Here is a 13,933-nt window from a genome sequence, read left to right on the forward strand (position 1 = left end):
TAAAAACATACTTTATAGTATCTTCTTGTAGGAAAGCTCTTTTAAAATTTGTTTTTTATATTTTCACGCTCCTAAAGAGCGATAAAATACCAAACAAGAGATTCAATCAAAAGAACCCCAAAGATAGCTGCCAAATAAAGTAATGAAAAGAAAAATAGTTTTTTTGCCATCAAAATAGTTTCATTATGTGTATCAGCTTTCCACAAACGATAGGCAAAATAAATAAAGATAATGCTTAAAATTGTTGAAAAAATACCATAAAAAATTCCGCCAAGACCAGTAAAGCAAGGAGCAGCAGCACACAATGCCATCAAAATAGCATAAAATAAAATCTGTTTTTTTGTTGAATGTTCACCTCGTACATTAGGCATCATAGGGATACCTGCAGCCTCGTAATCAAGAGATGAAAATAAAGAAAGAGTCCAAAAGTGAGGGGGGGTCCACATAAAAATGATTAAAAATAATAAAAAGCTATCAATACTCACTGTCCCTGTTGTCACGGCCCATCCAATCATTGGTGGAAAAGCCCCAGAAGCACCACCAATAACAATATTTTGTGGTGTGATACGCTTTAACCAAATTGTATAGATAACGACATAAAAGAAAATCGTAAATGCAAGAAAAAATGCCGCAAACCAATTAATGAAGCTTCCCATAACCAATACCGAGAGCATAGAAAGAACCATGCCAAAAATAAATGCCCTTTGAGAGCTGATTTTACCCATGGGAATAGGACGCTTTTTAGTCCGTTCCATCACAGCATCAATGTCAGCATCATACCACATGTTCAGTGCTCCCGCACCACCGCCACCAGCAGCAATACATAAAATTGCTAAAAAACCATACCACGGATTGATAGGAACAGGCGATACAAGCAAACCAACCAGAGCCGTAAAGACCACAAGAGACATAACACGTGGCTTTAATAATGTGATGTAATCACCAATACCGGATTTTGGTGGCGTTGATTTACCATTCACAACCGATAACTCTTCTGAAACTGACATTCCACTCAAAGCTCTTTTCCATTTCTGTCATTCACAAACCCAATATTATCTGACAAATATTATCTAGCGTATGGAAATGACCAATTAAGACCAATCGTATTTTTGAGAAAATATGAAATATCTCTTTCGCACGTATCCCCTAAAAGTAAATGGAAATATTGGCAATAAAAATACATTTTTTCAATCAACGTTCTCTCCACATTACAAATGTATCATAAAAATATATCATATGAATTAATATATTTGGGTAAATACTGATTTTGTGTTATGGTTTTTTATGGGGAATTCATTTTTTTATGTAAATCTATGCATGGTTTTGGGTGTTGAGTCGGATAGGATTTTCTGTGATACTTTATAAATTACTCAAAAAAACTTTTTTTATTGGTGCTGTTCTTTACACACTTTATAGTAGTTTTATCAGTCATGCATTTGCACAAACACCCTATGCACAAGATGTCCCTGCTCCACAAACCTATGGTGCATGGACAAAGGTTTGTGCTCTACCACCAGGTACCCCTAATATGCAGTGTGAAGTTGTACAAAACGTCCATACACAAGGTCGTCATGATATTACCCTCCGCGTTACCTTTTATAAACTTCCTCAAAAGCAAGGCGCTTTGATGCGTGTTTTTGTTCCGATTCGCGTTGAGTTACGTCCTGGTGTTGGCATTAAAATTGACGATAAAGATATGGGAAGAATGGAATATCGTCGTTGTCTTGGTGATAATTGTGTTGCTGAAGCTTTTCTGAAAGAAGACATATTACAACTCTTTTTAAAAGGAAAAATGGCAACCTATTTTATCTTCACAACTCCAGAGCAAGGAATTGGAGGTCTGGTTGACCTTCAGGGTCTTAGCGACGCCTATGCAACCTTACCAACATGAATAAAATCGACACACATTGGACAATTAAAATCTCATCGTATATTTTGAGAGCCCCTTAATTTAGATCAATAAAAATCTTCTCATCCCCCGTAAAAATAGGATAATTCTTATGAAATCGCTGATTGATCATTTTGATATTGCTTCCTCTAAAGTGCAGTCTCTTGTACAGGAAACGCTTCATCATGCGGATGATGGCGAACTTTACCTTGAGTATACAGAAAGCGAAGCTCTTTTATTTGATAATGGACAGCTTAAAAACGGCTCTTTCCATCAAGATATGGGGTTTGGTCTGCGTGTCGTTGCTGGAGAAGCTACCGGATATGCACATTCTAATGAATTATCAGCTGCTGCACTCAAGCGTGCTTGTGAAGCAGCTAAAGCTGTTACCTATAATAATCATGCTGGACCTTATAGTGTAGCACCTCAACAAACAAACAAGAGACTTTATCAACCGCATAATCCCCTTGATGCTCCGTCATTTGAAGAAAAAAGTGCTCTTTTGCAAAAAATTGATGCCTATTTACGTGCGAAAAATGATAAATTACATCAAGTGACTGTTTCTCTTTCCGGCTCGCTACAACATGTTGAAATTTTACGTGCAGATGGATATTTGGTTCGTGATATTCGTCCACTCGTACGACTTTCTATATCTGTGGTCGCCGCTGAAGGCAATCGACGTGAAAATGGTTTCTATGGATGTGGGGGGCGACAAGCATTTAACCAATTTATTCGTGAAGACAATTGGAAAGAAGCCGCGGATGAAGCCTTACGTATGGCTTTAACAAATTTAGAAGCAGAAGCAGCACCTGCAGGATCTTTTGATGTTGTCTTAGCCAATGGATGGCCTGGCGTTATGCTCCATGAAGCCGTAGGTCATGGTTTGGAAGGTGACTTTAATCGCAAAAAAACATCTGCTTTTGCTGGACTTTTAGGACAACAAGTTGCGGCAAAAGGTGTTACAGTTGTTGATGATGGAACAATTCCACAACGCCGTGGCTCTCTCACTGTCGATGATGAGGGGACGCCTTCAGGATATAACGTTCTCATTGAAGATGGAAAACTCGTTGGTTTTATGCAAGACAGGCTTAATGCACGGCTTATGGGAGGTAAATCAACTGGAAATGGACGGCGTGAATCTTATGCTTATGCACCAATGCCACGAATGACCAATACAATCATGCTAGGAGGAGATAAAACACCTGAAGAAATCCTTTCTTCACTTAAAAGTGGTATCTATGCTGTTTCATTTGGTGGAGGACAAGTTGATATTACTTCTGGAAAATTCGTCTTTGAGTGTACTGAAGCATACCGAGTAGAAAATGGTAAAATTGGTGCACCAATTAAAGGCGCAACTCTTATTGGAAATGGACCGGATGCTATGAAACGTATCACAATGATTGGAAATGATAGTAAACTGGATAATGGTATTGGTATGTGCGGAAAAGCAGGACAAAACGTTCCTGTTGGTGTTGGACAACCTCATCTACGGATTAATAATATGACAATCGGTGGAACTGCGTTGAAGTAAGCTTGCTCATTCCTTCCCAATATTCAATACTGCCCCTTCTCGTTTATCAAGATGGTCTTGTGAAGGATGAATTTTTGCTACAAACATTGATTTATAAAGATAATTGAACGTTATTCATATTTAAATTAGAACCTTGAACACCGTAAGATTCTCTCATTTTAAATTTGTGTCTGTTGAATCAATTAAGATTATTCGTTTGTACGTTACAAGCGGGGGGAAATGCATGGAGTAAAACTGTACAAGAAAGAACTAAAAATACCTATAATGAACCATCTCAAGTGCCAAGAGCTATAGCAACATTAGGAAGTGGCCAATATTACGATGGTGTTTGCTTAAATACACATTCTTTATGATACATTCGTCTTTTGTATGGAGTAGTGGAGCAACTATCTTTTATGTTTCATAATAAAAAAGTTTAAAATAAAAAACACTTTCTACATTCAGTGCTCGTTAACTCAACGAGAAAAAGATTATTATTGTAGATAAATTTTAGAGAGATTTTATAATAATACTCAAATGAACTATGTCAAAAAAACTTTCAGGCTAAAGCTTCCAACTTTTCTTCTTTTTATTTTTGCTCAAAACAGCAACAACTTCGACATGTGGCGACCATAAAAATTGATCAATTGGTATGATTTTTTCTACTGTATATCCCCCTGCAACAAGAAAAGATAAATCACGAGCAAATGTAACGGGATTACACGAAATTGCCACAACACGTGATATTGTTGCCTTTGCCAGTTCATGTACTTGTTCCTCTGCTCCAGCGCGAGGAGGGTCAAAAACAACGCTTTCAAAACACTCAAGTTCCTTTACAGAAAGTGGATGGCGAAAAAGATCACGTTTTTCACAAGTGACTGTTTTTAAACCAGTTGCAAAACGTGCTGCTGTATTTAGATTTCTTAATGCATCTTCATTATTTTCTACTGCATGAACATTCATCTTTTTTGCCAGACGCAAGGCAAATGTTCCTACCCCTGAAAACAAATCAAGAGCATTCTTTGCTTTTTTTAAATGAGTCAAAATAATATTGCCCATTATATGTTCAGCTTCACAAGTTGCTTGAAGAAAACCACCAGAAGGAAATTCAACACGGACATCTCCAAAATAAACCAATGGTTTTTCTTGCTCAACCAAAACTTCTCCGTCAACAGATAAACGTATAATCCCATATGAAAGAGCAGCACTGATCATTTTCTGACGAACACGCTCATCGCGTATAACACAACCGCTTAAAGCGATATCTAAACCGTTTTCAACAGATGTTATCGTTATATGAAACCGTTTGGCATGATTGCTTACAAGAGCACAAAGTGACCTGATATCATCTAGTTTAGACATAATCTCTAAACGCGTCACTGGACATTCTTCAAGAGCTATAATCTCATGAGAGAGATAACGATTAAAACCAACTTTTTGCCCCTGTGGGGTCATGGATGCTGTTAACGTCATCCGACGTCGGCTATAGGGTTTACATTCTATTAAAGGCGCAACAACATTATTAAGTCCATACTTTTTAAGTGCATCAACAACTAATTGTCGTTTCCATACGCAATAAGCATCAGTATGCCAATGCTGAAGAGCACACCCTCCACATTCTCCAAAATGCTGACAAAGAGCATCAACACGTTCTGGTGATTTTTCTTTTAATGCTATACATGTTGCATATTTTCCATGAACAGTAATTTCAGCACACTCTCCCGGTAAAGTAAAAGGAACATAAATAAAACCGTGGGACGTCTTGGAAGTACCATAACCATTTGCTCCAATATAGTCGATTATCACATTATCGTTCACTCTTGTTTTTCTCCGAATAGTAAATATTCCACATTGCCATCACCACCTGTAATGGGTGAAGGAAGTAAACCTTTTGCACGCCACCCTGTTTGAGTATCTAACCAGATAAAAAGTGCCTCAGCGGTTTTTTTAGCACTTGATGGATTTAATATTCCTCCCTTTCCAAGGTGCTTACGACCAACCTCAAACTGAGGCTTTACCAATAAAACAGCTTGAGCACCCTTCTTGGCTAAAGATAAAACGGGAGGCAATGCAAGTTTAAGAGAAATAAAGCTGACGTCGGAAACGATAAGATCAATTTCCCTACCGCCTAAATGTTCCTGTTGAAAATCTCTAACATTTAAGCCTTCTAATAACGTTATAGCCCTGTTGCCCAATAAACGTGCATCAAATTGATGATGCCCAACATCAACAGCAATGACATGGGCCGCTCCACGCTCTAAGAGAACTTGTGTAAAACCACCTGTTGATGCCCCAACATCAATGGCTGTCACTTTATCGGTTACAATCGGAAATGCATCAAGTGCAGAAATCAATTTCAATGCCGCACGGGACACATAATTTTGCGCTGGATCACAAACAAAAATTTCTGCATCATCAAAAACAATTTGCCCAGCTTTAAAAACTATTTTGCCATTAACTTTAACAGTTTTGCGTATAATTGCATCACGTGCACGTGAACGTGTCGTAAAAAAGTTTCTTTCAACTAAAAGAATATCGAGCCTTTTTCTGGAAGCCATCTCATACTTGAATTTTCTATCCCGTTCGAATCTCGCGTCCCAGAGCAGTAAAAACCGTATTTAAAATACCCATAGCATCAAGTCCGACACGTGAAAGAACTTTTTCTGGTGAACCATGACTCAAATATTCATCAGGAAGTTTTAGTGTACGAACTTTCAAACCATGCTCTAAGAGCCCTTCTTGCGCTAAAAATTGTAATATGTGTGCTCCAAACCCACCGATTGCACCTTCTTCAATTGTCACCAAAACTTCATGCTCACGTGCCAAACGACGAATCAAATCCTTATCTAAAGGTTTTGCAAACCGTGCATCTGCAACTGTTGTAGATAATCCTTCAACCTCCAACGCATCAGCAGCTTGCAACACTTCTGACATCCGCGTTCCAAAACAAACCAAAGCAATCCTATTTCCTTCACGCAGAACGCGCCCTTTTCCAATTTCTAATAACTCACCACGTTGCGGTAAATCTATACCAAGACCTTCACCACGTGGATAACGAAAAGAAATGGGACCCTGATCATAGGCTGCAGCTGTACGTACCATATGCATCAATTCAAGCTCATCTGAAGGTGCCATAACAACAAACTCAGGAAGAGTGGACAAAAAAACAATATCAAAACTTCCAGCATGTGTTGCACCATCTGCCCCCACAAAACCTGCTCGGTCAATAGCAAAACGTACCGGTAATTTTTGAATTGATACATCATGAATAATTTGATCATAAGCACGCTGTAAAAAAGTAGAATAAATTGCAACAAAAGGCTTATACCCTTCACAAGCAAGTCCTGCCGCAAAAGTTACGGCATGTTGCTCAGCAATACCAACATCAAACATTTTTTCAGGAAATTTTTCTGCAAAAGCATCAAGGCCTGTCCCTGTTGGCATCGCTGCTGTTATGCCCACAATCTTATCATCATGGCGCGCTTCTTCTGATAAGGCTTCAGAAAATACCTTGGTATAGGGTAGAATATTACTTGATGCTTTAACCTGTTTTCCTGTCGTAACATCAAAACGATTAACACCATGATATTTATCAGAAGATGCTTCTGCAGGTGGATATCCCTTTCCCTTATGGGTGACGACATGCACCAAAACTGGACCATTAGGACATTCACGAATATTTTTTAAAACGGGTAATAAATGCCCTAAATTGTGCCCATCTATGGGTCCCACGTAATAAAAGCCAAGCTCATCAAATAACGTTCCCCCAACCAAAAAACTACGCGCAAATTCCTCTGAACGACGTGCCTTATCCAAAAAAAACTTTGGCAATTTTTCGCTCAACATCTTTACGCGTTCACGCAAATGACGATAAGCAGGACGAGAAACTAGTCGTGCAAGATGTGCACTCATAGCACCTGTAGGCGGTGCAATAGACATATCGTTATCATTAAGAACAACAATCAAGCGCGCATCCAAAGCACCAGCGTTATTCATTGCTTCATAAGCCATGCCCGCAGACATTGCACCATCACCAATAACAGCGATAATATTGCGTCTTGTCTCTGCCTTCAAAGCACTCGCTACCGCCATGCCAAGACCCGCCGAAATAGAAGTAGACGAATGGCCCGCTCCAAATGGATCATACACACTTTCTGAACGTTTTGTGAAACCTGATAATCCTCCCTCTTGACGTAATGTACGTATTTTTTCTCTACGCCCCGTTAAAATCTTATGTGGATAGGTTTGATGACCAACATCCCAAATAATCCTATCCTCTGGTGTATTAAAAACATAATGTAATGCAACAGTGAGCTCAACAACACCAAGTCCTGCCCCAAGATGACCACCTGTTACAGAAACCGCATCAATTGTTTCTGCCCGCAACTCATTAGCCAACTGTACTAAATCAGACTCAGGCAAAGCCCGCAAATCTTGCGGGAAACAAATACGGTCAAGCAATGGTGTTAAGATATGAGACAAAAAAACTCCCTCCTATCACCTTAACTTAAGAGAACGCAACGATAAAAATACATCTTCTCTACTCTTTCATTGACAGTTTTGCATCTTTTTTACTGAAAAATCTCTATTTGAGATGATTTATGATTTTTCTCATTTTTAACTTATTTTATAAAAAAGAAACCAATAAAATTTGCTTTCTATAAATAAGATTATTGCACTGCTTAATCCCGCAATAAATATCCAAAAATATTTAATATTATTGAGCATCAAGTGGTTCTACTCCTTCTGGAGAACCTCCTTCTGAAAGTTGAATTTTTTCAACTTTAGCTTCAGCAACTTTCAAGAGTTTTTCACAATGTTTTTTAAGCGCTTCACCACGTTCATAAATATCTATGGATTGTTCCAAAGGCACATCGCCACGTTCCAAATTTTCAACAATAACTTCAAGTTGCTTCAGCGCTTGCTCAAAACTTAAGGTCGTAATATCCCCCTCTTGTATTTCTTTTTTCATATGAACCTCACAAAATATCTATTCTGGATATACGAATTCCAAAACCTTCTAAATCTAAATAATGACGTTCTTTAGAAGTGTAAACAATAACAGAACTGATTCCTAAATGTTTCAAAATTTGTGATCCTAAACCAATTTGTCGCCATTCTTCTTCACGTTCAATTGCCTGTATATGGTTTTCTGAACCGTCTTTTGCCATTTCCTGAATGCTCATAGCTGATTTTTCATCAATACCAACTGATCCTTGACGTAAATAAACAAAAACACCCCGTTTTTCTTTTTCCATCATACGCTGCATGATAGCGGTAACATCTGACGCTTGACCAAAAACATCATTCATAATGTTTTCACGATGCAAACGTACAGGAATATCTTCACCATCACCAAGATCACCAAAAACGATTGCAACATGCTGAACTGTTTCCCAAGGGAGTTGATAACTCTGAACAATAGCAGGTCCTACTGGTGTTTCAATAGCCATTTCTCCAACATGCCTGATCAACATTTCTTTGCGCTGACGATAAGCGATTAAATCCGCAACCGTTATCATATGCAATCGATGTTCTTGTGCAAATTTTGTAACTTCATCTCCATGTTTAACACTGCCATCATCATTGACCAACTCACCAATAACACCAACTGGCGGTAAACCAGCTAATTTACATAAATCAACAGCCGCTTCCGTGTGACCTGAACGCATAAGAACCCCGCCTTCATGCGCAATCAAAGGGAAAATATGTCCTGGACGAATAAAATCGTGAGCACCAGCATTTGGATTAGCAAGATTGCGAACCGCTAATGTGCGGTCGTGTGCGGAGATACCCGTCGTTATCCCATGTTTAAAATCCACAGTAACAGTAAACTGAGTCCGATGTGCTGAATTATTATCTGGCACCATAGGAGCAAGATGAAACCGTTGTGCTTCTTCTTTTGGCATAGGTGCACAAACAATCCCTGTTGTGTGGCGAATGATGAATGCCATCTTTTCTTCTGTACAATGGACAGCAGCAACAGTTAAATCACCTTCGTTTTCACGGTCATCATCATCTGTCACCACAACAATTTCACCGCGTTCAAAAGCTTTAAGTGCAGAAACAATTTTTTCTTCATCATACACCATTATTCACCTTCTCACTCACCCAACTTGACCGCGATGTCTTAGATAATGGTCCGCAATAGCACAAGCAACCATCGCTTCACCAATGGGAACAGCGCGAATCCCAACACATGGATCATGACGTCCCTTCGTTATAACATCTACATCATGACCATCAACATCAATAGAGCGACGAGGCGTTAAAATTGATGAAGTAGGCTTGACAGCAAAACGTGCAACAATTGGCTGTCCACTCGATATTCCCCCTAAAATACCACCAGCATGATTGGATAAAAAAAGTGGTTTTCCATCATTTCCCATCCGCATTTCATCGGCATTTTCTTCTCCCTTCATGCGGGCTGCCGCAAAACCATCCCCAATTTCAACTCCTTTTACTGCATTAATCGACATAAGGAAGGATGCAATATCTTGATCCAGTTTTGCGTAAATAGGTGCTCCTAAACCTGCCGGAACATTTTCTGCAACGATCTCAACAACCGCACCAACAGATGTCCCCTCTTTACGGAGTTTACTGATATAATCACTAAAAATGTGAACCATCTCTGCGTCAGGTGTAAAAAAAGGATTATTATCAACCTCTGACCAATCCCAACGATCACGATTAATATTATGAGGACCAATTGCTATCACTGCTCCTCGAACCACCAAACCAGGAACAATTTTACGTGCAAATGCACCCGCTGCAACACGTGCTGCTGTCTCCCTTGCCGAAGAACGCCCTCCTCCTCGAAAATCACGAATGCCATATTTAATATCATAAGTATAATCCGCATGTCCTGGACGATATTGATGGGCAATCGAGCTATAATCCTTCGAACGCTGATCTGTATTTCTAATCAACAGAGAAATTGGTGTACCTGTTGTAACCAATGCCGTCCCATTGTCCTGAGCGATAGCTCCTGAAAGAATTTCTACTTGATCCAATTCGCGTCGCTGCGTTGTATATACGGATTGTCCTGGTCTCCGTTTGTCAAGATAAGCTTGAACTTCTGCAAGAGTAAAAATAATTCCAGGCGGACAACCATCAATGACACAACCAAGAGCAGCACCATGACTTTCACCCCATGTGGTTACACGAAACAAATGACCAAATGTATTATGCGACATGAAAAAAGATCCGTTTCTCTGTCAAATATACGCCAACGACAACATATGTTGAGTTATACACAAGACAGCTCTTTGTTCCAAAATACTCTCAGCCGCTTTTAATTTGGTCAAATTACCGCTGTTCAATAAAACCCTATAAACCAAACTTTATTCTTTAACGACAGAAATGTCTGGTGCATCAACTGCTTTCATACCTATGATATTATAACCCGAATCGACATGATGAACTTCACCAGTAACAGAACGAGACAAATCTGAAAGAAAATAAAGAGCAGAATCACCAACCTCTTCAATTGTTACTGTACGGCGTAATGGAGCATTATATTCATTCCATTTTAAAATATAACGGAAATCACCAATACCTGAAGCTGCTAACGTTTTAATCGGTCCAGCAGATATCGCATTAACACGAATATTTTTGGGACCTAAATCTACCGCTAAATACTTCACGCTCGCTTCAAGAGCTGCTTTAGCAACCCCCATGACATTATAATTGGGAACAACCTTTTCTGCACCATAATAGGTCAGTGTCAAGATTGAACCGCCATCCGGCATCAACTTTTCTGCACGCTTTGTTAGAGCTGTTAGGGAATAAACGGAAATATTCATGGTCATCATAAAATTTGATTCGCTGATATCAACATAACGACCACTTAATTCATCTTTATTAGAAAAACCAATAGCATGAACTAAAAAATCGAGTTTGCCCCATTTCTTCTCTATGGCTCTAAAGACTGAATCAATAGAAGCACTGTCAGAAACATCACAATGTCCACAAACAAATCCCTTTAATTCTTCAGCCAAAGGCTCAACACGCTTTTTCATGGCTTCACCCTGATAGGTAAAAGCAAGCTCTGCCCCTGCGCTACTCGCCGCTTTAGCAATTCCCCAAGCGATGGAGCGATTATTGGCCAACCCTAAAATTAAGCCACGCTTACCGTACAATAAACCATTACCCTTAGCCATTAGCACTGCCCCATTGTTACTTAAAATTAATATTATTCATTTGCCTATGACACAGGTCAACTTTTTCTTCAAGTAATTGGTTTAAAATCAAGCAAAAACTATGCTTTATATATAAAAAAAATTAAAATTTAATCTTTTTGCATTTGCAAAAACTGTTCTAGCGCAACATTTTTACCTTCCGGCAACATAATACGAACATGCACATAAAGATCATCTCTTGTACCACTTTTTAAACGAAGTCCTTTTCCTTTCAACCGTAAAACGCGATCAGAACTTGACCAAGCAGGAATCGTTAAAACCACACGTCCCTCCAATGTCTCAACTTCTTCTTTTGCTCCCAAAACAGCATGTTTAAGAGAAACTGGTAAATCAAGATGAAGTGCCCTTCCTTCAACCCGAAAACGAGGATGTTTTTGAATCTGAATGGTTATTAATGCATCTCCTGCTTGCCCATGAGGAACCTCTTCTCCCTGACCTTTTAAACGAATAGTTTGCCCGTCTTCAATATAATCTGGAAGTTTAATTTTTAACTTTTTTCCATTAGGAAAAACGGCTTCCACCTTTTCTGCGCCAACCATCTGCTCTAATGTTATGGCAAGATTAGCACGAATATGTGCTCCTTGTTGAGGGCGATTATAGTGTGTGGAATTCGAAAAGCTACCGCCTCCCCCAAACAGATCGCGAAAAATATCACTCGCATCAAAACCTGCACCACCTGAAGAGGAAAAATCAAATCCTCTCGCTCTTCCTGAAAAAGGATTTTGTTTATTGTTAAAATTCTCACCAGCACCATAGGCTTGATAAAGTGGTTTTCCTTCCATATCAATTTCACCGCGGTCAAATTGTGCTTTTTTATCTTTATCACCTATAATTTCATAAGCTTGATTAATTTCAGCAAACTTTTCTTTAGCCTTTGCATCATCTTTATTGTGATCTGGATGATACTTCTTTGCTAATTTTCTAAATGCTGATTTAATCTCTTGCGATTTTGCGGTACGTGCCACACCCAGAATCGTGTAGGGATCACGCATATTGCCCTCTTTTCAATTTTTTGGTTTTCAAAATATCAACGGATATGTTTTCAATATCCCTCATAACTTTATCAATCTATTCTAGAGAATAATTTCTTCTTTCTTTATATGTCTATCAATAAACTAAAATACCAGATAAAATGAGATATTTATTTAATATAGCTCATTATCGTCTATGCTAAAGACAAAAATAATGGAACCACTATAAAAATACACGATAGCATTGACTTTTTGAAAATAGGAAAAAATGCTACTTTACTTCGAGATGACAAAGTAAATAAGAAAATGCCTTACCCATGCTCGCTGACTTTTGGAGACACTATGAGCGATAAAATCCCAACAGATGATCATTTTATGCAAATGCAAAAACCTTTTGAACTTTTTGCAAAATGGCTTGAAGAGGCAACAATAAGCGAAATAAATGATCCGAATGCTATGGCACTCGCAACAGTAGACGAAACAGGACTTCCTAATGTTCGTATGGTTCTCCTCAAAGACTACAGTCCCCAAGGATTCGTCTTCTATACCAATTATGAAAGCTGTAAAGGACAAGAAATTTTAAAATCAATGAAGGCATCCTTAGGTTTTCATTGGAAATCGCTCCGTCGTCAGGTCAGAATTAGAGGCATTGTTGAAAAAGTAAGTCAACAGGAAGCGGATGCCTATTTCCAATCGCGACCACGTGGGAGTCGAATTGGGGCATGGGCATCTAAACAATCTCAACCATTAGACAATCGTTTTGTGCTCGAAAAAGCAATTGCTCAATATACTGCACGTTATGCAGTAGGCAATATTCCACGACCACCTTATTGGTCTGGTTTTCGTGTTAAACCCCTTTCTATAGAATTCTGGTGTGATCGCCCATTTCGTTTACATGATCGTCTGCTTTTTACGCGTGATTGTGTTGAACACAGCAATTGGAAAAAACAAAAACTTTATCCCTAATCCTTCAAGCTTTATCGTTATGAAGACTTTGTCTTCCTAAGGGTTCAATGACTATTTTCTATTTGCAAATTTCTAAAACAAAATGATTAGTTTCCTTTCAATAGAAAAGTTTTATTTTCACTATAAAAGTTGGTTGATAATATCTCCTACTGCATTGCTTGAAGACAATAGATGCGCAACAAGCTTTTTTAAGAGAAAACACGGTATTCAGCAAAAATTATGATTTTACTTTTGTAATTTCTGATAAGAGAAAGTGCACTTTCAATTAAAAAAGTTGTTCATTCCTCCTAAAGTCTATTTTTATTTCAATAAAATTTGAAAAAATCATTATTTCAAACCAGAAAGATCTGGAATAAAACTAATCATAAAATACAAAAAGCTTTGAACATGAAAAAAT

12 protein-coding genes are annotated in these 13,933 nt (G+C 38.5%); 3 read left to right on the forward strand and 9 right to left on the reverse strand.

Annotated elements, in window-relative coordinates:
- Positions 1-71: 71 nt before the first annotated feature.
- Positions 72-1,007, reverse strand: a complete 936-nt coding sequence (cyoE, locus tag ACFIM1_RS01995) for a heme o synthase (RefSeq protein WP_375609158.1) — start codon at positions 1,005-1,007, stop codon at positions 72-74.
- 344 nt (positions 1,008-1,351) lie between these two features.
- On the opposite strand from cyoE, the gene ACFIM1_RS02000 reads away from it, so the two are divergent.
- The gene (locus tag ACFIM1_RS02000; protein WP_375606408.1) at positions 1,352-1,891 is read left to right on the forward strand and encodes an invasion associated locus B family protein; all 540 of its coding nucleotides are present in this window, start codon (positions 1,352-1,354) and stop codon (positions 1,889-1,891) included.
- A 109-nt stretch (positions 1,892-2,000) separates the two neighbouring features.
- A complete protein-coding gene (gene tldD, locus ACFIM1_RS02005; RefSeq protein ID WP_375606409.1) occupies positions 2,001-3,419 on the forward strand; it encodes a metalloprotease TldD in 1,419 nt (472 codons plus the stop codon).
- A gap of 543 nt (positions 3,420-3,962) precedes the next feature.
- Here the strand turns inward: tldD and ACFIM1_RS02010 are convergent.
- From ACFIM1_RS02010 to ACFIM1_RS02045, 8 genes are all read right to left on the reverse strand, one after another.
- Positions 3,963-5,216, reverse strand: a complete 1,254-nt coding sequence (locus ACFIM1_RS02010) for a class I SAM-dependent RNA methyltransferase (protein WP_375694474.1) — start codon at positions 5,214-5,216, stop codon at positions 3,963-3,965.
- Positions 5,213-5,956, reverse strand: a complete 744-nt coding sequence (locus tag ACFIM1_RS02015) for a TlyA family RNA methyltransferase (protein WP_375606411.1) — start codon at positions 5,954-5,956, stop codon at positions 5,213-5,215. Before ACFIM1_RS02015 ends, ACFIM1_RS02010 begins: the two co-directional genes overlap by 4 nt.
- 16 nt (positions 5,957-5,972) lie before the next feature.
- Positions 5,973-7,880, reverse strand: coding sequence for a 1-deoxy-D-xylulose-5-phosphate synthase (dxs, locus tag ACFIM1_RS02020; RefSeq protein ID WP_375694475.1), 1,908 nt, complete (start codon positions 7,878-7,880; stop codon positions 5,973-5,975).
- 235 nt (positions 7,881-8,115) lie between these two features.
- Positions 8,116-8,370 (reverse strand): exodeoxyribonuclease VII small subunit, encoded by a 255-nt coding sequence (locus ACFIM1_RS02025; protein ID WP_375606413.1) that lies wholly within the window; start codon positions 8,368-8,370, stop codon positions 8,116-8,118.
- A 7-nt stretch (positions 8,371-8,377) separates the two neighbouring features.
- Positions 8,378-9,490 (reverse strand): 3,4-dihydroxy-2-butanone-4-phosphate synthase, encoded by a 1,113-nt coding sequence (ribB, locus tag ACFIM1_RS02030; protein WP_375694476.1) that lies wholly within the window; start codon positions 9,488-9,490, stop codon positions 8,378-8,380.
- 15 nt (positions 9,491-9,505) lie between these two features.
- Positions 9,506-10,594, reverse strand: a complete 1,089-nt coding sequence (gene aroC / locus ACFIM1_RS02035) for a chorismate synthase (RefSeq protein ID WP_375614429.1) — start codon at positions 10,592-10,594, stop codon at positions 9,506-9,508.
- Positions 10,595-10,741: 147 nt separating this feature from the next.
- Entirely contained in the window at positions 10,742-11,560 is an 819-nt protein-coding gene (gene fabI, locus ACFIM1_RS02040; RefSeq protein ID WP_375606416.1) for an enoyl-ACP reductase FabI, read from the reverse strand.
- A 128-nt stretch (positions 11,561-11,688) separates the two neighbouring features.
- Positions 11,689-12,591: a DnaJ C-terminal domain-containing protein gene (locus tag ACFIM1_RS02045; protein ID WP_375606417.1), complete on the reverse strand. Its 903-nt coding sequence runs from the start codon at positions 12,589-12,591 to the stop codon at positions 11,689-11,691.
- A 321-nt stretch (positions 12,592-12,912) separates the two neighbouring features.
- Here ACFIM1_RS02045 and pdxH point away from each other — a divergent pair, with 321 nt between their 5' ends.
- Positions 12,913-13,536, forward strand: a complete 624-nt coding sequence (gene pdxH, locus ACFIM1_RS02050) for a pyridoxamine 5'-phosphate oxidase (protein ID WP_375609083.1) — start codon at positions 12,913-12,915, stop codon at positions 13,534-13,536.
- Positions 13,537-13,933: the final 397 nt, after the last annotated feature.

The sequence above is a fragment of the Bartonella sp. AC158YNML genome (assembly GCF_042196725.1).
Lineage (GTDB): Bacteria > Pseudomonadota > Alphaproteobacteria > Rhizobiales > Rhizobiaceae > Bartonella.